The 20768-nt window shown below is 42.7% G+C and carries 20 protein-coding genes; 4 read left to right on the top strand and 16 right to left on the bottom strand.

Annotated features, from left to right (window positions below):
- Positions 1-27 precede the first annotated feature (27 nt).
- From atpA to rpmH, 16 genes are all read right to left on the bottom strand, one after another.
- A complete protein-coding gene (gene atpA, locus BW947_RS16680; RefSeq protein ID WP_076501650.1) occupies positions 28-1569 on the bottom strand; it encodes a F0F1 ATP synthase subunit alpha in 1542 nt (513 codons plus the stop codon).
- 14 nt (positions 1570-1583) lie between these two features.
- Positions 1584-2117, bottom strand: coding sequence for a F0F1 ATP synthase subunit delta (gene atpH / locus BW947_RS16685; protein ID WP_076501652.1), 534 nt, complete (start codon positions 2115-2117; stop codon positions 1584-1586).
- A 15-nt stretch (positions 2118-2132) separates the two neighbouring features.
- Positions 2133-2603, bottom strand: coding sequence for a F0F1 ATP synthase subunit B (atpF, locus tag BW947_RS16690; RefSeq protein WP_076501654.1), 471 nt, complete (start codon positions 2601-2603; stop codon positions 2133-2135).
- 38 nt (positions 2604-2641) lie between these two features.
- Complete coding sequence (gene atpE, locus BW947_RS16695) at positions 2642-2893, bottom strand: F0F1 ATP synthase subunit C (protein ID WP_006083840.1); 252 nt, start codon at positions 2891-2893, stop codon at positions 2642-2644.
- A 64-nt stretch (positions 2894-2957) separates the two neighbouring features.
- Positions 2958-3794 (bottom strand): F0F1 ATP synthase subunit A, encoded by an 837-nt coding sequence (gene atpB / locus BW947_RS16700; RefSeq protein ID WP_076501656.1) that lies wholly within the window; start codon positions 3792-3794, stop codon positions 2958-2960.
- Between the two features lie 12 nt (positions 3795-3806).
- Entirely contained in the window at positions 3807-4190 is a 384-nt protein-coding gene (locus tag BW947_RS16705) for an ATP synthase subunit I (RefSeq protein WP_076501658.1), read from the bottom strand.
- 223 nt (positions 4191-4413) lie between these two features.
- A complete protein-coding gene (locus BW947_RS16710; RefSeq protein WP_076501660.1) occupies positions 4414-5292 on the bottom strand; it encodes a ParB/RepB/Spo0J family partition protein in 879 nt (292 codons plus the stop codon).
- Between the two features lie 9 nt (positions 5293-5301).
- Positions 5302-6090: a ParA family protein gene (locus BW947_RS16715; RefSeq protein ID WP_076501662.1), complete on the bottom strand. Its 789-nt coding sequence runs from the start codon at positions 6088-6090 to the stop codon at positions 5302-5304.
- 74 nt (positions 6091-6164) lie between these two features.
- Entirely contained in the window at positions 6165-6785 is a 621-nt protein-coding gene (rsmG, locus tag BW947_RS16720) for a 16S rRNA (guanine(527)-N(7))-methyltransferase RsmG (protein ID WP_076501664.1), read from the bottom strand.
- A gap of 117 nt (positions 6786-6902) precedes the next feature.
- Complete coding sequence (gene mnmG, locus BW947_RS16725; protein ID WP_076501666.1) at positions 6903-8792, bottom strand: tRNA uridine-5-carboxymethylaminomethyl(34) synthesis enzyme MnmG; 1890 nt, start codon at positions 8790-8792, stop codon at positions 6903-6905.
- 439 nt (positions 8793-9231) lie between these two features.
- Positions 9232-9672, bottom strand: coding sequence for an FMN-binding protein MioC (gene mioC / locus BW947_RS16730; protein WP_076501668.1), 441 nt, complete (start codon positions 9670-9672; stop codon positions 9232-9234).
- 266 nt (positions 9673-9938) lie between these two features.
- Complete coding sequence (gene mnmE / locus BW947_RS16735; protein WP_076501670.1) at positions 9939-11300, bottom strand: tRNA uridine-5-carboxymethylaminomethyl(34) synthesis GTPase MnmE; 1362 nt, start codon at positions 11298-11300, stop codon at positions 9939-9941.
- A gap of 126 nt (positions 11301-11426) precedes the next feature.
- Positions 11427-13055 carry a membrane protein insertase YidC gene (yidC, locus tag BW947_RS16740; protein WP_076501672.1) on the bottom strand — a complete coding sequence of 543 codons (1629 nt, stop codon included), beginning with the start codon at positions 13053-13055 and terminating at the stop codon, positions 11427-11429.
- 3 nt (positions 13056-13058) lie between these two features.
- Positions 13059-13313, bottom strand: a complete 255-nt coding sequence (yidD, locus tag BW947_RS16745) for a membrane protein insertion efficiency factor YidD (protein ID WP_076501674.1) — start codon at positions 13311-13313, stop codon at positions 13059-13061.
- Positions 13280-13636, bottom strand: coding sequence for a ribonuclease P protein component (gene rnpA, locus BW947_RS16750; protein WP_076501676.1), 357 nt, complete (start codon positions 13634-13636; stop codon positions 13280-13282). The genes yidD and rnpA overlap by 34 nt, the downstream gene beginning before the upstream one ends.
- Before the next feature lie 15 nt (positions 13637-13651).
- Positions 13652-13789 carry a 50S ribosomal protein L34 gene (gene rpmH / locus BW947_RS16755; protein WP_006083827.1) on the bottom strand — a complete coding sequence of 46 codons (138 nt, stop codon included), beginning with the start codon at positions 13787-13789 and terminating at the stop codon, positions 13652-13654.
- 446 nt (positions 13790-14235) lie between these two features.
- On the opposite strand from rpmH, the gene dnaA reads away from it, so the two are divergent.
- The 4 genes from dnaA to gyrB all read left to right on the top strand — a co-directional run bounded on the left by dnaA (position 14236) and on the right by gyrB (position 20457).
- Complete coding sequence (dnaA, locus tag BW947_RS16760) at positions 14236-15624, top strand: chromosomal replication initiator protein DnaA (RefSeq protein WP_076501679.1); 1389 nt, start codon at positions 14236-14238, stop codon at positions 15622-15624.
- Positions 15625-15642: 18 nt separating this feature from the next.
- Positions 15643-16743: a DNA polymerase III subunit beta gene (gene dnaN / locus BW947_RS16765; RefSeq protein ID WP_076501682.1), complete on the top strand. Its 1101-nt coding sequence runs from the start codon at positions 15643-15645 to the stop codon at positions 16741-16743.
- A gap of 197 nt (positions 16744-16940) precedes the next feature.
- A complete protein-coding gene (gene recF, locus BW947_RS16770; RefSeq protein ID WP_076501685.1) occupies positions 16941-18023 on the top strand; it encodes a DNA replication/repair protein RecF in 1083 nt (360 codons plus the stop codon).
- A gap of 16 nt (positions 18024-18039) precedes the next feature.
- A complete protein-coding gene (gyrB, locus tag BW947_RS16775) occupies positions 18040-20457 on the top strand; it encodes a DNA topoisomerase (ATP-hydrolyzing) subunit B (protein ID WP_076501688.1) in 2418 nt (805 codons plus the stop codon).
- The last annotated feature ends 311 nt before the right edge of the window (positions 20458-20768 follow it).

Genomic DNA, 20768 nt, shown 5'->3' on the forward strand with positions numbered 1-20768 from the left:
AGGTGTCTTAAGACACCTCTATCATTGTTACCAGGTTTGGGTTGCTACGAACTTGTCGAGGCTAGCTTTTAATTCCGCTTCGATTTCAGCGTTATAATCGCCAGTATCGTTAATAAGCTTAATTAAAGCAGCATGCTCGCTGTTCATGAACGAGAGCAGAGCGGCTTCGAAATTACCGACCTTGTTCAGCTCAACACTCTTCAGGTAACCTTTTTCAGCTGCAAAAATAGACACAGCTTGAGCGGCTACGCTCATTGGAGCATATTGCTTTTGCTTCATCAGTTCGGTAACACGCACACCATGCTCTAGCTGAGCACGAGTTGCATCATCAAGATCAGATGCAAACTGTGAGAACGCAGCAAGTTCACGATACTGTGCTAGCGCGGTACGAATACCACCAGACAGTTTCTTGATGATTTTAGTCTGAGCCGCACCACCAACACGAGAAACAGAAATACCTGGGTTAACCGCTGGACGAAGTCCTGAGTTAAATAGGTCTGTTTCTAGGAAGATCTGACCGTCAGTAATCGAAATTACGTTAGTCGGTACGAATGCAGATACGTCACCTGCTTGAGTTTCAATAATAGGCAACGCGGTTAATGAACCAGTTTTACCTGTTACTGCACCCTTAGTGAACTTTTCTACATAAATCGCGTTAACGCGTGATGCACGCTCTAACAAACGTGAATGTAGATAGAATACGTCACCTGGGTAAGCTTCACGGCCTGGTGGACGCTTTAACAATAACGAAATCTGACGGTAAGCAACTGCTTGCTTAGACAGGTCATCGTATACGATCAAAGAATCTTCACCGCGGTCGCGGAAATATTCACCCATAGAACAACCAGAATAAGGTGCTAAATATTGCAGTGCAGCGGCTTCAGAAGCGGTTGCAACAACAACAATAGTATTAGCTAAAGCACCGTGTTCTTCTAGCTTGCGTACTACGTTAGCGATAGTAGAGGCTTTTTGGCCAATCGCTACGTACACACATTTAATGCCAGAATCTTTCTGGTTGATGATTGCGTCGATCGCCATTGCTGTTTTACCAGTTTGACGGTCGCCAATGATCAGTTCACGTTGACCACGACCGATAGGGATCATGGCATCAACGGCTTTGTAACCTGTTTGTATGGGTTGATCTACCGACTGACGCTCAATAACACCAGGAGCAATTACTTCAACAGGAGAGAAACCATCGTTTTCGATAGGTCCTTTTCCGTCAATAGGCTCACCTAGAGTGTTAACAACGCGACCTAATAGGCCACGGCCAACTGGAACTTCCAGAATACGGCCAGTCGTTTTTACTTTTACGCCTTCTGCTAAATCAGCATAAGGACCCATTACTACGGCACCGACAGAATCACGTTCAAGGTTCAACGCGATTGCAAAACGGTTACCAGGCAGTTCGATCATCTCACCTTGCATCACATCGGCTAGGCCGTGGATGCGGATGATGCCGTCACTTACCGCAACGATAGTTCCTTCGTTACGAGATTCGCTAACGACTTCGAACTGCTCGATCCGCTGCTTAATCAGATCGCTGATTTCAGTGGAATTCAGTTGCATGCTCAAACTCCCAATTACGACTGCAGCTTATCAGACAGACGCGATAACTTACCGCGGACCGAGCCATCTATGACTAGGTCTCCTGTCTTGATGATTACACCGGCTATGAGCGCGGCGTCAGTGCTACAATTCAGCTTAACTTTGCGTGCGAGACGTTTCTCTAAAGAAATACTAATCTGCTGCTTTTGTTCAGAGCTAAGCTCAGTTGCAGAAACCACAGTGGCCTCAGCTTCTTTTGCCCACTCATTACGGTATTCAGTAAATAACTGAGATACAGCAGGAAGTACCTTTAAGCGACCGTTTTCAGCCATTACCTTTATCAGGTTTTGGCCTTGCGCATTGACTTGCTCACCACACACACTAATAAAGAGTGCTGCAAGCTTAGTACTGGCTAAAGAGCCAGCTAACAGTGGTTGCATGGTTTCGTTTTCACTTACCATGGCAGCAAACGTGAGCATTTCTACCCAGGTATCTACTGCATCTTGTTCAATTGCAAGGTCAAAAGCTGCCTTTGCGTAAGGGCGAGCGATGGTGGTTAATTCAGCCATAACTCAACTCCCTTATCAAATTTCAGCGACTAGTTTATTAACTATGTCACTGTGGGCGGCTGGATCTATAGAACGCTCAAGGATCTTCTCAGCACCCATGATGGCTAGAGTAGCAACCTGCTTGCGCAGATCCTCTTTCACGCGATTACGTTCAGCTTCAATTTCTGCTTTACCCTGAGCGATGATTTTAGCACGCTCAGCGTCTGCTTCGGTTTTGGCTTCTTCGACTATTTGAGTTTTGCGCTTGTTAGCTTGCTCAATAATCTCGTTTGCCGTTACCTTGGCTTCTTTTAGTTGGTCAGTCGCTTTCGCTTGTGCCAACTCCAGGTCTTTTACCGCACGATCAGCGTCAGCTAGACCGTCAGCAATCCTTTTTTGGCGCGTTTCGATGGCATTCATCAAAGGGGGCCAAATAAACTTCATGCAAAACCACACGAAGATAACAAAGGTGACCGTCTGACCGATTAGGGTAGCGTTGAAATTCACAACAGCCTCCTATTTAGAGTTAAGACAGAAGCGTTTTTTTACAGCATTGCACCCAATGGGTTGGTAAACAGCATAAATAATGCAATACCAACACCGATCATTGTTACGGCGTCAAGAAGACCCGCTACGATGAACATTTTAACTTGTAGCATAGGAGCCATTTCTGGTTGACGCGCAGCGCCTTCCAAGAACTTACCGCCTAATAAGCCGAAACCGATAGCAGTACCAAGTGCACCCATACCAATCAGCAAAGCAACAGCAATGGCTGTCATGCCTAAAATCGTTTCCATCAGTATCTCCAGTATCTAAATCTATGTTAGTTGATGATTTAGTTTAAAATTTCTTCAGCAATCCTTAATGATCTTCATGTGCCATGCTTAAATAAACAATGGTCAACATCATGAAGATAAACGCTTGCAGTGTGATAATCAAAATGTGGAAAATTAACCAACCCAGTTGCAGAGTCACACCTAGGGTAGATAATAACAAGTTGGTACCATACATCAGCGCAATAAGGATGAAGATCAACTCACCTGCGTACATATTACCAAACAGTCGCAATGCCAATGAAATAGGCTTAGCAACTAAAGTAACAGTCTCTAATAGGAGGTTGACGGGTATCATTGCCTTATGGTTAAAGGGCTGTAGTGTCAGTTCTTTAACAAACCCAGACACACCTTTGACTTTAATGCTGTAGAAAATAATCAGCAAGAACACACCAATAGCTAAGCTAAAAGTGATGTTAACGTCAGTAGTCGGAACCGCTTTAAGATAGGGAATACCAATCAAACTTGCTGCGTGAGGCAGCCAATCTATCGGCATCAAATCCATGAGGTTCATCATGAATACCCATACAAAAATGGTCAGAGCTAAAGGCGCGATCAGAGCATTGCGACCATGAAAACTTTCTTTAACGCTGTTATTAACGAACTCTACAAGGATTTCGACAAAACATTGAAGTTTGCCAGGAACACCTGAAGTCGCTTTTTTAGCAACGCTGCGGAAAATCCACAGGAACAGAACACCAAGACCAACCGAAAAGAACAACGAATCAATGTGCCATGTCCAAAAGCCTGCCTTTTCACATGCATGATTAACTGCTAACCCATTATCGGTAGCACAAACCTGCAGGTTCGTAAGGTGATGTTGGATATAGCCCTGCGGTGTTAACGCTTCACCAGTTGCAGCCATGATTCATCCCACTTAACTTTGCTTGAAGTATAAAGGAGCTGTCCAATGCACAGTTAGCGCCAGCACATAGCAAACAAAAAGCGGCATAAAAGCGACCTTAATATTGATAAATACAAACGAAAACATTGCGATGGTTAACAGCAACTTTACCGCTTCCCCCCAGTAAAAAGTCTTTATGACTTTTGCAGCTGAACTTGCTCCCGTGTGGGAAAAAGCGAGGGTTGCGAATACAAAATTAGGGAGTACAGCAATTGAACCACCTGCTAATGCAGAATAGCCAAACTGAACTCCCCACACGGCGAAAAAGAGAATTGAAGTACCCCCAGCGACCGCCGCCTGCATCATCACCAATTTATAGGCTGACCACCGGCCACGACGCGCTAAAACCTTACTCAATTCATCATCTCCGCATTTTTACTTTTTGTTTCGATGACCGGATGACAAATATCCGTATTTAGTCGATGCACAAAAAGCTTGCGAAAGTATACCGTTTAACGCCTTCATTGCAACTTTGAGATGAGGAAAAACAGCACTTTTAACGTTATCTCACACCAAACAAGTAAAATGTAATATTTGCACATGTCACAAATTTACATTAAAAACAGTTAATCTACAGAACTTAGTGTATTTTACTAAGAATCCCGTCTAATTCAGCGAGGTTCTGATAGTTAATTACAATTTTACCCGTTCCTTTACTACTATGAGCAATAGAAACCTTGGCGCCTAATCTTTCAATTAACTGCTGTTCTAAACGACAAACATCTTGATCTTTAGTCGTAGTTTCGGCTGGTTTGGATGGATTTAAGGTTTGATTAATTAATCGTTCAGTTTCACGAACGGTTAATTCCTTAGCTGCCACTAATCTCGCAAGATTTGTTTGTTCTTCTCCCTCAATTGCCAACAAAGCGCGTGCATGGCCCATATCAATATCGCCATACTCAAGTAATCGTTTCACCGGTTCATTTAAACCGTTTAAACGTAACAAGTTAGATACACTCGCTCGGGATTTTCCCACAACATCGGCAACTTGTTGGTGAGTTAGCTCAAATTCTTGCATTAAACGTTGTAATGCAATGGCTTCTTCCATAGCATTTAAGTCTTCACGTTGAATGTTTTCAATCAAAGCGATAGCAACAGCAGCTTCGTCGGGGACTTGTTTGACAATACAGGGAATTTTATTTAAACCAGCAAGTTGCGCTGCACGCCAGCGACGTTCGCCAGCAATGATTTCATACATATCATTGGTCACTTGTCTCACAACGATGGGCTGAATAATGCCTTGATTGCGAATAGAGTGCGCTAATTCTTCTAACGCTTCAGGTGACATGTCTTTACGTGGTTGATACTTACCCGGTTGTAATAAGTCTAAATCAAGATGGATAAGTTCTTCTTTTTTATCAATAACACCAGCTTCTTCGATGTGCTTTTTGCTGGCTGCATGGCTATTACTCAGTAGGGCATCTAGCCCTTTGCCTAATCCTCTTTTTTTTAACGTCATGGTGATCCTTTACGCTTGCTTAGCCTGAGTTTGTTGTTCTGAACGACGGATCATTTCACCCGCAAGTGCTAGGTACGCCTTAGCGCCGGCACTGGATTTATCGTAATACATAGCCGGGGCACCAAAACTCGGCGCTTCAGCTAATCTGACATTACGCGGGATCACAGTACGATATACCTTGTCACCAAAATGCTGTTTTAGCTGATCGGACACATCATTAGATAAACGATTACGCGGATCATACATAGTACGTAAAATCCCTTCGATACAAAGCCCAGGATTGACCATTGCGGCAAGCTTAGTAATGGTATCAATCAATGCAGTTAAGCCCTCAAGAGCATAATATTCACACTGCATTGGCACGAGTACTGAATCAGCAGCAGACATAGCGTTTACCGTCAGCATGTTCAATGAAGGAGGGCAATCGATAAAGATATAATCATATTGATCTTTAATCGGCGCTAACGCATGGCGTAAACGCACCTCGCGAGCAAAAAACTCCATTAGTTTTATTTCTGCTGCTGTCACATCACCATTACTGGCAATAAGATCATATTTACCCGCAGTATTTTTAATCACTAGCTCGTCGAAGGGTTTGTCTTCAACCAGTAATTCGTAGGCGGTATTTTCAACCTCATATTTATCGACGCCGCTCCCCATAGTGGCATTACCTTGGGGATCGAGATCGATCAATAATACTTTACGTTTTGTTGCTGCTAACGAAGCGGCAAGGTTAACGCAAGTAGTTGTTTTTCCTACGCCACCTTTCTGGTTAGCCACGGCAATTACTTTACCCACAATATCACCCTGTATGTAAATGCTGGTTTATTGCCCTTGCTTGAATATGAATTTATTCATCACTTTCAAGCCTGTTATTCTTTGATTATTTTCAATAAATGTCTTTGTTCGTCGAGTTTAGGCACTTTAAGCTCGATGACTTCTTTTACTGCAAACCCGCTTGGGATATGTTGCATTTCTTCATCATTCAACTGGCCTTTAAGCGCATAAAACTGTCCATGTTCGGCGGGTAGATGATGGCACCAAGTTAGCATATCTTGGATTGAAGCAAATGCACGACTTAAAACACCGTCGAACTTTTGCTCTGGCTGATAAGCTTCTACACGACTTTCAACGGAACTGATGTTATGAATGCCTAATTCAAACGATACCTGTTTTTGAAAACGAATACGTTTACCTAAGCTGTCTAATAACACAAATTGTTTATCTGGATTCATAATCGCTAACGGAATACCCGGTAAACCCGGTCCTGTACCCACGTCAATAAAACGCTCACCTTGCAGATGTTTTGAAACTACTAAGCTGTCCATGATATGACGCACTAACATAGCCTCAGGATCTCTAACTGCCGTTAGGTTATAGGCTTTATTCCATTTGTTGAGCATGCCAACAAAATCAATTAGTTGTTTTTTTTGCTCGATAGTTGCGGGCAAATTAATTTCGGCTAAATAAGCCTCTAACTGGGCAGATAACACGGAGCAACCTCAACAAAAATACGATTATGAATGCGAAGGCTATTATGAAGCCCGAAAACGATGAAGGGAAGCCTGAATGCTTCCCTTCTATGACCTAAGCAGCGATTAAACTAGCTTTTAGGCACTCTTACGTAATAAGCCACGCTTTTTGAGATGCACTAATAAAATTGAAATAGCCGCAGGGGTAACACCAGAGATCCGTGATGCCTGACCTATGGTTTCTGGTTTATGGTTATTTAACTTAGCAATCACTTCGTTCGACAAACCAGGTACTTCTTTGTAATCGAGTGTTAAAGGTAAACCTGTGTTCTCGTTACGCACGGCTTTGTTGATCTCTTCCTGCTGACGTTGAATATAACCCGAGTATTTAACTTGGATCTGAACTTGCTCTGCAGCTTGTGGATCTTCAAGTCCTGGACCAAAACCTTCGATCTGCATTAGCTTGCTGTAGTCCATTTCTGGACGACGCAATAATTCTTCAAAAGAAGCTTCGCGTGAAATAGGTGTATTTAAATGCGGATTTAATGCTGGAAGCAATGGTGAATTAGGATGAACCCACTGGCTACGTAATCTTTGTAACTCAAGTTCAATAGATTCTAATTTTTCGCTGAAAGCCGCCCAGCGGATATCATCAACTAAGCCTAATTCACGACCTTTGGCCGTTAAACGAATATCAGCATTGTCTTCACGCAGCAATAAACGATATTCGGCGCGACTTGTGAACATGCGATACGGTTCTTTGGTACCAAGTGTTGATAAATCATCAACTAATACACCAAGATAGGCTTCATCACGACGTGGACACCAAGCTTCTTTACCTTGAATTTGCAGTGAAGCATTCATGCCTGCTAATAAACCTTGAGCAGCCGCTTCTTCATAGCCCGTAGTGCCATTGATTTGTCCCGCAAAGAACAAACCATTAATCGCTTTAGTTTCTAATGAGTTTTTTAGATCTCTAGGATCGAAATAATCATATTCGATCGCATAACCAGGGCGCATAATTTCCGCGTTTTCCATGCCTTGAATAGAGCGAACTAAATTCAATTGCACATCAAAAGGCAAGCTAGTAGAAATCCCGTTAGGGTAGATCTCATTGGTATTTAAGCCTTCAGGTTCAATGAAAATTTGATGTGAAGATTTATCTGCGAAACGATGAATTTTGTCTTCAATTGAAGGGCAATAACGTGGACCAATACCTTCAATTACTCCTGAATACATTGGGCTTCTGTCTAAACCACCACGAATAATTTCATGGGTTTTTTCATTGGTGTGGGTGATCCAGCAAGAAATCTGTTTTGGATGATGACTAACATCCCCCATAAACGACATTACCGCTAAAGGAGAATCACCTTTTTGCTCAGCCATTTGTGAAAAATCAATGGTGTTAGCATCGATACGCGGTGGTGTACCCGTTTTTAAACGACCTACTCGAATCGGTAATTCACGTAAACGATTTGCTAATGCAATAGCGGGTGGATCGCCTGCACGGCCACCGCTGTAGTTTTCTAAACCTATGTGTATTTTACCGCTTAAAAATGTACCTGTTGTTAGTACAACAGTAGGGGATTCAAAAGCTAATCCCATTTGAGTCACGACACCAACTACTTGATTATTTTCAACAATTAAGTCATCTACGGCTTGTTGGAATATACGTAAATTAGGTTGGTTTTGTAATATATTTTGGATTTTTTGACGATACAATGCACGATCTGCTTGTGCCCGTGTTGCTCGTACTGCTGGTCCTTTACTTGAATTTAAGGTTCTAAATTGGATGCCTGCATAATCGGTTGCGATTGCCATTGAACCACCTAAGGCATCAATTTCTTTCACTAAATGGCCTTTACCTATGCCACCGATTGCTGGATTACATGACATTTGTCCTAACGTATCGATATTGTGCGTTAGTAATAATGTTTTAGATCCCATTCTTGCTGCGGCTAGCGCTGCTTCAGTTCCGGCATGACCACCACCAACAACAATAACATCAAACCGTTCATGAAAATGCATTCCACTACCTTTAATTGCTAAGAGACTCAGTACGAGCTGCGTATTTTAGCACTTGCTTTGCGATAGGTGAATGATCATTTTACGCTGTTCGATCGAGTTGATCCGGACTAATAGATCTTAAGATCTTTATATAGATCTTCTTATTATGTTTACTATTAGGATCGCTATTTTCTGTGTATAAGCCTAATTATCCTTATTTATCATTACTTAGCATGATCTGGATCCTGTGATCTGATTGCGATCTAACTGCATTAAACATGGGGATAGATCGGCTACTTATCCACAGGGTCGATCATTAAGCAGATCGGAGTGTGAATAGTACAGAGGTTGATCAGATCTAAATAATAGCTTATCCACAGTTTTATACTTTTTATAAGTAAATTGTGGGTAAGTATGATCTAAACTGTACATAGATCGCGACCTTATTCTATATGCGATCTTAAATATCTTGTTGCCATTGCGCTAACCATGCAAGGGCAGGGTCTTCTGGTACAGGATCGAGTTGTACATCGATCTGGATCTTATCCACAAAAGCTTTTGCATCGCAGTGTTGAATCGCTGAAATTAATTTTTCGGGTCCTTGGCAAAAAGTGTCGTAACTTGAATCACCAATTGCACATAGGGCGAAATTTACTTGGCTGAGATCCGGTTTCTGCTCGGTAATTTCGTTAAAAAAAGGCTGAATATTATCTGGAAGATCACCTGCCCCGTGAGTTGATGACACGATAATCCATAGAGCATGGGTATCTATTTCATACAGTGTTGGCGTTAAATGTACTTGAACTTGGTGCCCTTGTTCTGTCAATTGCGCCATCATTTCGTCAGCGACGTACTCTGCACTGCCCAATGTTGTGCCGACTATTACTTCAATCTTTGCCATTTATGACGATACCTTTTGTAGATAATTTAGCTGAAATACACTCGTTTACTCCCTTTTTAGGGCTGTATTCAGGTGCTAATACGGAGTCATCATAAGGTAAAACAAGGCTTGTCTCTATGAGATGGTGTGTAAATCTGGGATTTATGCACGTAAAACGAGAGGGATTTAGTAATGAATATAAGCGGAATTGAGGAGATTTTAGTTAAAAGAAAGGCTTGTTGAGTACAACAAGCCTTAGCTAGAAAGCAGTTTACACGGCGAGAATATTACTTCCCGATACAGAAAGAGCTAAAAATCTTGCCGAGTAAATCATCTGAGGTGAAGCGGCCAGTAATTTCTGATAATGCTAATTGGCACATACGTAGCTCTTCGGCCAGTAGCTCTCCTGCTAAATAAACCTCTAACTGTTCTTTACCTAGTTGTAAGTGTTCAGCTGCTAATTCAAGGGCTTCTAAGTGACGACGACGGGCGATAAAACCACCTTCGAGATTACTCTGATAACCCATAAGTGACTTTAAGTGCTGTTTTAATTCTTCGATACCTAGGCCTGTTTTAGCCGAGATCCGATAGACGCTATAACCTTGTTCTTCGGTCACCATCAAGTCTTCACCAGTGAGATCGGCTTTATTACGAACCACAGTTACGCCTAAGTTTGCAGGCAGGCGATCAACGAAGTCTGGCCAAATATCATGGGGATCCACGGCGGCAGTTGTGGTGCCATCAACCATAAACAGTACGCGATCGGCTGTATTAATTTCATGCCATGCTCGCTCAATGCCAATTTGTTCAACGGTATCAGTAGTATTACGTAGACCTGCGGTATCAATAATGTGCAGTGGCATGCCATCTAAATGAATATGTTCACGTAATACGTCACGTGTTGTACCGGCTATTTCGGTCACAATCGCCGATTCTTTACCGGCTAATGCATTTAATAAACTCGATTTGCCGGCATTAGGACGACCTGCAATCACTACTTTCATGCCTTCACGGATGATAGAACCTTGCTTCGCGCTGGCTTGTACTAGGTCGAGTTTGTTGATGATTTTATAGAGTGCATTCGCAATTTTGCCATCACTTAAAAAGTCGACTTCTTCATCGGGAAAATCAATCGCAGCTTCTACGTATAAACGTAGATTAGTGACTTGGTCCACTAGCTCGTGGACTTCCTTAGAAAATTCACCCTGCAAAGATTGCAGCGCACTTTTAGCGGCTTGCTCACTGGTTGCGTCAATAAGGTCAGCAATCGCTTCAGCTTGGGTTAAATCGAGCTTATCGTTCATAAAGGCTTGTTCGCTGAACTCACCGGGTTTTGCGATACGAATGCCACCGACTTCCATTACACGTTTGATCAGCATGTCGAGAACGATTTGGCCACCGTGGCCTTGCAGTTCAAGTACATCTTCGCCAGTAAAGGAATTAGGTCCTTTAAAAAATAGCGCAATACCTTGGTCTATCACTTGGCCCGATGCACTTTTAAAATCACAATAATCGGCGTATCGAGTTTTAGGAAGATGACCTAATACGGCCATAGCGACATCACAGGTTTTGTCGCCTGAAATACGAATGATGCCAACGCCGCCACGTCCGGGTGCGGTGGCTTGAGCCACAATAGTGTCAGTTGTCACAAGAATACCTACCCAACTAATGTCTACTAATCATATAAAGGAAAAGGCGGCCAATTAAGCCGCCTTTTAGTGTCAATCGTTCATATTAATATGTAACGATGCGCTAGAGTCTTGGAAATCTTAGGCTTATTTTAAGCCTTTTTTCGCCAGACCTGCATAAATAATCTTTTGTTGCGTTATAGCAACGATGTTACCTACTAACCAGTACAATACTAGACCTGATGGGAACCACAGGAAGAATACGGTAAAGATGACTGGCATCCACTGCATCATTTTCACTTGCATTGGATCCATTGTCGGTGCAATAGGCTGCATTTTCTGCATCACAAACATAGATACGCCCATCAGCAACGGCAATATGTAGTAAGGATCTTGTACCGATAAATCGTGGATCCATAACATAAATGGTGCATGACGTAGTTCGAAGCTTTCTAGCAATACCCAGTATAAGGCAATGAAGATTGGCATCTGTAAAATAATAGGTAAACAGCCACCCATAGGGTTAACTTTTTCTTTCTTATACAGTTCCATCATGGCCTGACCCATCTTTTGACGGTCATCACCAAAGCGTTCTTTCAACTCTGTCAATTTAGGTTGTAGGTTACGCATTTTCGCCATTGAGGTGTACTGCGCTTTTGTTAACGGGAACAGTAAACCACGAACGGTTAAAGTGATCAGGATAATAGCGACACCCCAATTACCAACAAATGACTGATAGAACATCAGTAACCAGTGAATTGGAACCGCTAACCACCATAGGAAACCGTAATCAACGACTAGATTTAAGGTATCAGAGATTGCAGAAAGTGCTTTTTGATCCTTAGGACCAACATAGAACTGTGAGCTGATTTCTTGAGTTGATCCAGGTGCAATATCGTATACTGCGCCGCGAAAACCAATATTCGCTAAACCGCCGGCACTAACACTAGAAAAAATAGTATTGCTGTCGGTAGCTGGTGGGATCCAAGCTGAAACGAAATAATGTTGTAGCATGGCTGCCCAACCGCCCAATGTCGCTTGGTTCAGGTTGCCTTTTGCCATGTCATCAAACTTGTATTTCTCATAACGCACATCTTGCGTTGAGAATGCAGCGCCACGATAGGTGGGCATAACCATGCTGCTTTCAGACGGTTTAATGGTTTGCTTAATTTGACCATACATCTGAACTTGTAACGGTGTTGTCGAAGTATTATTGATTTTATAATCAACATCAACGTTGAACTTACCGCGATGGAATACGAATACTTTAGTATAAGTTACGCCATTGTCAGCTACGTAGGTTAACGGCACTTCTAAGGTGTCTTGGCCTTCAGCTAACGTATATTCAGTGGCTGCGGTGTTATATAACGCCCGACCTTTTGCACTGCTGTCGATACCATCGCGACCAATTAGACCGCTTTGGGCGATATAAGTGAAATCTTTCGTTTGCTCAAGCAATACGAATGGCTGCTCTTTGTCCTGTTCCATTTTGTGCGAAACTAACGCAGCAAATACGATATCACCACCAACAGGATTAATCTGAATATCTAACTGATCAGTTTTTACGGTAATCAGTTTGCTGTTTGCTGTTACAGCTGCAGCAGGAACACCAGTATCAGCTTCTGGAACATCGGCACTGTGTGAGCTTGCCGCGTTCGCCACTAATGACGATTCGGTTGTAACGGGTTTAGGAGCTTTATCCGTTTGCCACTGTTGCCACAGCAAAAAGCTGACAAACAGTAGTCCTATGAGCAATATATTGCGTTGAGATTCCATAGCCTATTTATTACACCTGTCATTTTTAGGGGGGACGGGATCACTACCGCCGGGATGTAAAGGGTGACATTTTAATATGCGTTTCAATGCAAACCAACAACCTTTTGCAGTTCCATGCACTTTTATTGCTTCAATAGCGTAGTGAGAGCAGGTGGGATTGAAACGGCATCTAGGGCCCAGTATAGGGCTTATGAATACTTGATAGCCACGAATAAACGTGGTCGCTAGCCATTGTAGCGGCGACTGAGTTTGCGCCATAGCTTCTCTATCAATTTGTTGATTTCAGCGTTTTCCATTTCCATCACGCCATTTCTGACAAGCACAACAATATCAAGATGAGGAATGTCGTGTTGATTTAAGCGAAAACTATCTCTTATTACGCGTTTAATACGGTTGCGTTGGTTAGCGCGTTTTACATAACGTTTAGCAACAGTAAGGCCCATACGCGGATGTTGTTCCGTGTTAGGAATAGCGAGCAAGGTAATTTCAGCAGAAGATGCTTTGATGGGATTGGAAAATACAGATTTAAATTGCGCGGGAGTTAACAAACGTAACTCCCGCGTAAAGGTATAGCTAGTCAACTAGTTACCCACTTATTAAGCAGATAAACGAGCGCGACCTTTCGCACGACGACGTGCAAGCACCTTACGGCCGCCTACAGTAGCCATACGAGCGCGGAAGCCGTGAGAACGCTTGCGCTTCAGGTTGCTAGGTTGAAAAGTACGTTTACTCATGATGGCAATCCGTCTTTGTTATTAGTGAATATATCCTTATCTCCAAAGTTAGAGGTAAGGGCAAAAAAGAGGCCGAATTGTAATCACTTTACTGAGTCCCGTCAACAACGAAAGTAAGTAAGTATTTTATTTCTGCCAGCGAGTCCTTAGATTAATCCTCAAAATACACTATAAGATGTGGATAACTCTGTGCATAGACACTACATATAGTAGTTAAGCCTATGTTCAAGCCGATCTAAGGGCCGCTATTATAGATCAATGTGGATCGCTTAATAAAGCAGGATTTGCGCTTAGTGCAGAATAAAAGGATCGTTTTAGATCTTTGATGATCGACGAGTTTTAAGCAGAATGATCTCGCTGGGGATAAATATTTTTTAAGGATGGCGATCATTGAGATCTCGCTATAGAATACACCTCTTTTTTGATGATCTTTTGGGGATAACTAAGTGGCGGTTTCACTTTGGCAACAATGTATCGGACGTCTGCAAGATGAGCTTTCTGCTCAGCAGTTTAGTATGTGGATCAGACCGTTACAAGCTGAAATGGATGGAGATACTCTGGTGCTTTATGCGCCCAACCGCTTCGTGCTTGATTGGGTCAGAGATAAATACATTAATATCATTAATCAGTTCTTTATTGAGCAAATGGGCAGTAATGCGCCTAAATTACGTTTTGATATTGGTAGTCGCCCTTCGGCGAAAAAGCCTAGCGTGCCGGCACCTATTGCGCCAACTCGGACTCCGTATACTCAAACTAAAGCGACTGTGGGTACAACATTTAATGTCCAAGCTGAGCCTATGGCGAATGCAAATCATCGCAGTAACATTAACCCAAGCTACCAGTTTGATAACTTCGTTGAAGGTAAGTCAAACCAATTAGGTAAAGCTGCAGCAATGCAAGTGGCTGAAAATCCAGGTGGTGCTTATAACCCACTTTTCTTGTATGGCGGTACGGGTTTGGGTAAGACGCATTTGTTGCATGCTGTCGGTAACGGGATCATTAAAAATAATCCCAATGCCAAAGTGGTTTATATGCATTCCGAGCGTTTTGTGCAGGATATGGTTAAAGCACTGCAAAATAATGCGATCGAAGAATTTAAGCGTTACTACCGTAGCGTCGATGCATTGTTTATTGATGATATTCAATTTTTTGCCAACAAAGACAGATCACAAGAAGAGTTCTTTCATACTTTCAATGCCTTGCTTGAGGGTAATCACCAAATTATTTTAACATCGGATCGTTATCCAAAAGAAATCGATGGTGTCGAAGATAGATTAAAATCGCGTTTTGGCTGGGGGTTAACGGTAGCAATTGAACCACCCGAGTTAGAAACCCGTGTCGCGATTTTGATGCGTAAAGCACAAGAAAGTGGCATTAATTTACCTGATGAAGTGGCCTTCTTTATTGCCAAGCGTTTACGTTCTAACGTGCGAGAGCTGGAAGGGGCGTTAAACCGTGTTATTGCTAACGCTAACTTCACCGGTCGGCCAATAACCATTGATTTTGTTCGTGAAGCTTTACGTGACCTCTTGGCACTTCAAGAAAAATTAGTCACTATAGACAATATTCAGAAAACCGTAGCGGAATACTACAAGATTAAGATGGCTGATATGTTGTCTAAACGCCGTTCACGCAGTGTGGCGCGGCCAAGACAAGTTGCAATGGCGTTATCTAAAGAATTAACTAACCAAAGCTTGCCGGAAATAGGTGATGCTTTTGGTGGTCGAGATCACACCACTGTATTGCATGCCTGTCGTAAAATTGCTCAGCTACGGGAAGAAAGTCACGATATAAAAGAAGATTACGCTAATTTAATTAGAACTTTATCTTCTTAAACAAGGAATTTGGACACGATGAAATTCTCAATTGATAGGGACACCCTATTAAAGCCGTTACAATTGGTCTGTGGTGCTGTTGAAAAGCGCCATAATGTGCCAATTTTGTCGAATCTTCTTGTAGAAGTAAGTGGTCACACACTTAAATTGACCGGCACAGATTTAGAAGTTGAACTCGTTGGCCAAGCCGCTATTCACGGCGATATCGCTGAAGGCCGCACTACCGTGCCGGCTAGGAAGTTACTCGATATTGTTAAATCTTTACCAGAACAAAGTGAATTAAAAGTCGAACAACAAGATAACAAATGGTTGCTGCGTTCAGGCCGCAGCCGTTTTTCGTTAGCGACTTTACCCGCGGAAGAATATCCTAACGTTGAAGCTTTCCAAGCAGAGATTGAATTTAGCATAAAGCAGGGCATGTTAAAGTCGATTATTGATTCAACGCAGTTTTCTATGGCTAACCAAGATGTGCGCTATTACCTCAATGGTTTACTGTTTGAAACCGAAGGTAATACGTTACGTGCGATTGCGACTGATGGCCATCGTCTAGCGTTAAGCCACCGAAAGATTGAAGCGCAATTACCTGAAAAACAAGTGATTGTGCCGCGTAAAGGCATAATGGAAATGGCACGTTTATTAGAGTCGGATGATCTTGATATCACGATTGCTATTGGCGATAACGCCATTCGAGCCACGACCGGTAATACCGTTTTTACCAGTAAATTAGTCGATGGTCGTTTTCCTGATTATCGACGTGTACTGCCTAGGGGCGGTGATAAAATTGTGATAGCGAGTCGTAATCACTTAAAGCAAGCGCTGACACGTGCCTCTATTTTATCTAATGAAAAATTCCGTGGCGTACGCATTCAACTCGAAAATGGTTTGCTAAAAATCACTGCTAATAATCCTGAGCAGGAAGAGGCGGAAGAGATCATCGATGTTGAATACAATCATCCAGCCTTAGAAATTGGTTTTAACGTAAGCTATTTACTGGACGTGCTTAACAATCTTAAGTCAGACGATGTACGTATCACGCTGATTGATGGTAACTCCAGCGCCCTAATCGAAAACCATTTGGAAGAAGATTCCATGTATGTGGTTATGCCGATGCGCTTATAAGCTCTATTTTTACGCTATCCGTGTTAGCTCCTTTGTCTTTAATGCTGATGCCGCCTAAGCGCGGCGTTATGTTTAATATGCAGCATTGGCGACTCCTTCATTTATGTCCCAGTCGTTTTGACGGTCAGCAGCGAGCTCGATATGCTAAGTGCTATGAGTCTTTGTCTATGCTGTTTACGCGGCGCTATGAGTAATACATGAGCCTGACTCGTCTTAATATCGAAGCCTTTCGTAATATTCAATCTGCCCAGCTAATTCCTGCACCGGGGATTAACTTGATTTACGGCCAAAATGGCAGTGGCAAAACTAGTATTCTTGAGGCGATTTATTTTCTTGGCATGGGACGCTCGTTTCGTAGCCATTTATCCCAGCGCGTGATTAATAACGATGATGAGAAGTTGACCTTATTTGCCACGTTAAACCTAGCGCGTGGTGACAGTAAAATCGGTTTACGACGGTTTCGTAGTGGTGAGACCGAAGTAAAAATTGATGGCGAAAAAGTTAAACGATTATCGACATTGGCTGAAACTTTACCTATCCAAGTGATCACGCCTGAAAGTTTTTCTCTACTGTTTGAAGGCCCTAAATCTCGTCGACAATTTATCGATTGGGGAGCATTTCATGCTGATCCACAGTTTTACACTGCTTGGGTGAATGTTAGGCGAGTTCTTAAGCAAAGAAATCAACTACTTAGGAGTGGTTCGTCCTATGGTAATATTCAATTTTGGGACCAAGAGTTTGTACGTTATGCCGAGCAGGTTACCGAAATACGAAACCATTATGTAGACTCGTTAAATGAGCTACTTAAGGGTATAATCGGGGAGTTTTTACCGAGTGTAGATGTGAAGGTTTCATTTACGCGCGGCTGGGATAGTAAAACGGATTTTGCTGAACTACTCGAAAATCAATATTCCAGAGATTTGGCCACAGGTCATACCGTCAGCGGTCCCCATAAAGCTGACCTTAGACTTCGTGTAGGCACTTTGCCAGCGCAGGATGCCCTGTCCCGTGGTCAATTAAAATTATTAGTCTGTGCACTGCGTATTGCACAGGGAAAGTTGCTCAAACAACAAATAGATAAGCACAGTATTTATCTTGTGGACGATCTTCCGTCCGAGTTGGATGCACAGCATAGGCAGCTATTGCTTAAGCAGTTAACGGATACCGGAGCACAAGTGTTTGTGACCGCTATCGATCCTGCTGCAATAGTCGATTCGTTACACACGCCTCCTAGTAGGATGTTCCATGTGGAACAGGGACGTGTAACGGTAATTGAATAACCATTGAGAGAATAATATGTCAGAGAATAGTTACGATTCTTCGAGTATTAAGGTCCTTAAGGGCCTTGATGCAGTACGTAAGAGACCTGGGATGTATATTGGTGACACCGACGACGGTACGGGTCTACATCATATGGTGTTCGAAGTAGTCGATAACTCTATCGATGAAGCCTTAGCCGGCCACTGTAGTGAAATTACGATTACTATCCATGTTGATGGCTCTGTATCTGTTAAGGATGATGGCCGTGGTATTCCGGTTTCTATCCATGAAGAAGAGGGTGTATCGGCAGCTGAAGTTATTATGACGGTATTGCATGCCGGTGGTAAGTTTGACGATAACTCTTATAAAGTGTCTGGCGGCTTACACGGTGTGGGCGTGTCGGTAGTTAATGCTTTATCTAAAAAGCTGCAGATGACCATTCGTCGTGCAGGCAAAGTGTATGAGCAATTTTATACACACGGCGTACCTGATGCGCCAATAAAAGAGATTGGTGATGCGACTAAAACCGGTACTGAAATCCGTTTTTGGCCAAGTGAAAATACTTTTAGTAATATCGAGTTTCATTTTGAAATTCTGGCAAAACGTGTGCGTGAATTATCATTCCTCAACTCAGGCGTGGGTATCCGCCTGATTGATGAACGCGATAATAAAAATGAATTATTCAAATACGAAGGCGGCATTAGCGCATTCGTTGATTACTTGAACCGCAATAAAACACCCATCAACAAAGATGTGTTCCACTTCATTCAAGAACGTGATGACGGTATTACTGTTGAAGTGGCTATGCAGTGGAATGATGGTTATCAAGAAAGTATCTTCTGTTTTACCAACAATATTCCACAACGTGATGGCGGTACTCACTTAGTCGGTTTCCGTAGTGCTTTAACGCGTAACCTTAACAGTTACATGGAAAATGAAGGCTATAACAAAAAAGGTAAAACTAGCGCGACCGGCGACGATGCCCGCGAAGGTTTGACTGCTGTTATCTCTGTTAAAGTACCTGATCCAAAGTTCAGCTCACAAACCAAAGATAAACTGGTTTCAAGCGAAGTGAAAACCGCGGTTGAGCAAACCATGGGTGAAAAACTGAACGATTATCTGTTGGAAAACCCTTCAGATGCTAAGTTAATCGTCGGTAAGATTGTTGATGCGGCTCGTGCCCGTGAAGCGGCGCGTAAAGCCCGTGAAATGACTCGTCGTAAAGGCGCGCTCGATTTAGGTGGTTTGCCAGGTAAGCTGGCCGATTGCCAAGAGAAAGACCCAGGTCTTTCTGAAATCTATATTGTGGAAGGTGACTCTGCTGGTGGTAGTGCCAAGCAGGGGCGTAACCGTAAAAACCAAGCGATTTTGCCACTTAAAGGTAAAATTCTAAACGTTGAGAAAGCGCGCTTCGATAAGATGCTGTCTTCTCAAGAAGTGGCCACACTTATCACGGCACTTGGCTGTGGCATTGGTCGCGATGAATATAACCCTGATAAAACACGTTATCACAACATCATCATCATGACGGATGCTGACGTCGACGGCTCGCACATTCGTACTTTGCTGTTGACCTTTTTCTTCCGTCAAATGCCTGAATTGATTGAGCGTGGTTACATCTATATTGCTCAGCCACCTTTATTCAAAGTTAAAAAGGGTAAACAAGAACAGTATCTTAAAGATGAGCCTGCGTTGACTCAATACCTAACAACTCAAGCATTGGATGGCACTATTGTCTACCCGACGCAGGGCGCAATGGGAATGTCTGGTGAACCGTTAGAGCGTTTAGTGACTCAATATCGTGAAGTAGAAGCTATTGTGGCTCGTTTAGCACAGCGCTATCCAACACATATTACTAACCGTATGCTTTACCACCCAATGATCACCAATGAGATGTTGGCCGATGAAGGCAAGATGAAAGAATGGATCGATGCCTTTATCAATGAACTGGTGGAAATGGAGAGTAGCGGCGTCTTGTATTCTGCTGAGCCAATTTTGGATCCTGAGCGTAAAGTTTATCTGCCTAAAGTCACTATTCGTAAACACGGTATCGATACTAATTATCTGTTTACTTATGATTTCTTCCAATCAAGCGATTATCAACGTATCGGTAAGTTAGGTGCAGCGTTAGAAGGCATGATTGAAGAAGGTGGTTATGTACAACGTGGCGAACGTGTTAAAGAAGTCGATAGCTTCCTTGAAGCACTAGATTGGACGATTTCTGAAGCTAAACGCGGTTTATATATCCAACGTTATAAAGGATTGGGTGAGATGAACCCTGAGCAATTGTGGGAAACTACAATGGATCCTGAATCACGCCGTATGTTGCAAGTAACGATTGATGATGCTGTGGGCGCCGATCAGTTATTTACTTGTTTGATGGGTGATCAAGTTGAACCACGTCGCGAGTTTATCGAAGCTAACGCGTTGAACGTGGCAAACTTAGACGTATAGTGCTAGCTAGGTAATGCGTTTTAAGTGACGCGTGATGAAGTTAGTAATTAAGGGAAAGCTTAGGCTTTCCCTTTTTATATCTACTATTTAGCACATTTTTTATTATGTAACCTGAGCTCGGGATAAGCAGAGCCGCTGAATCGGCATCTTTTCGGGCCTCTCTGCGTTGCTCTGCCGTACGGCAGAGCGCCTTGATATGCGCAAAAATCTGCGCATTCAGTCGGAAAATAGATTTTTCGTTTCAAACTACTCATTTATAGCATTGATTTAGTTTGTTAAATTTAGATTTTTCGATACTCATTATCCCTAAT

The organism is Shewanella morhuae (assembly GCF_900156405.1).
Lineage (GTDB): Bacteria > Pseudomonadota > Gammaproteobacteria > Enterobacterales > Shewanellaceae > Shewanella > Shewanella morhuae.

Bases quoted from the DNA above. Each gene is read 5' to 3' on its own strand.
- atpA (WP_076501650.1), bottom strand. From the start codon at position 1,569: ATGCAACTGAATTCCACTGAAATCAGCGATCTGATTAAGCAGCGGATC.
- atpH (WP_076501652.1), bottom strand. From the start codon at position 2,117: ATGGCTGAATTAACCACCATCGCTCGCCCTTACGCAAAGGCAGCTTTT.
- atpE (WP_006083840.1), bottom strand. From the start codon at position 2,893: ATGGAAACGATTTTAGGCATGACAGCCATTGCTGTTGCTTTGCTGATT.
- atpB (WP_076501656.1), bottom strand. From the start codon at position 3,794: ATGGCTGCAACTGGTGAAGCGTTAACACCGCAGGGCTATATCCAACAT.
- BW947_RS16710 (WP_076501660.1), bottom strand. From the start codon at position 5,292: ATGACGTTAAAAAAAAGAGGATTAGGCAAAGGGCTAGATGCCCTACTG.
- mnmG (WP_076501666.1), bottom strand. From the start codon at position 8,792: ATGCATTTTCATGAACGGTTTGATGTTATTGTTGTTGGTGGTGGTCAT.
- mioC (WP_076501668.1), bottom strand. From the start codon at position 9,672: ATGGCAAAGATTGAAGTAATAGTCGGCACAACATTGGGCAGTGCAGAG.
- yidC (WP_076501672.1), bottom strand. From the start codon at position 13,055: ATGGAATCTCAACGCAATATATTGCTCATAGGACTACTGTTTGTCAGC.
- yidD (WP_076501674.1), bottom strand. From the start codon at position 13,313: ATGGCGCAAACTCAGTCGCCGCTACAATGGCTAGCGACCACGTTTATT.
- rpmH (WP_006083827.1), bottom strand. From the start codon at position 13,789: ATGAGTAAACGTACTTTTCAACCTAGCAACCTGAAGCGCAAGCGTTCT.
- dnaN (WP_076501682.1), top strand. From the start codon at position 15,643: ATGAAATTCTCAATTGATAGGGACACCCTATTAAAGCCGTTACAATTG.
- recF (WP_076501685.1), top strand. From the start codon at position 16,941: ATGAGCCTGACTCGTCTTAATATCGAAGCCTTTCGTAATATTCAATCT.
- gyrB (WP_076501688.1), top strand. From the start codon at position 18,040: ATGTCAGAGAATAGTTACGATTCTTCGAGTATTAAGGTCCTTAAGGGC.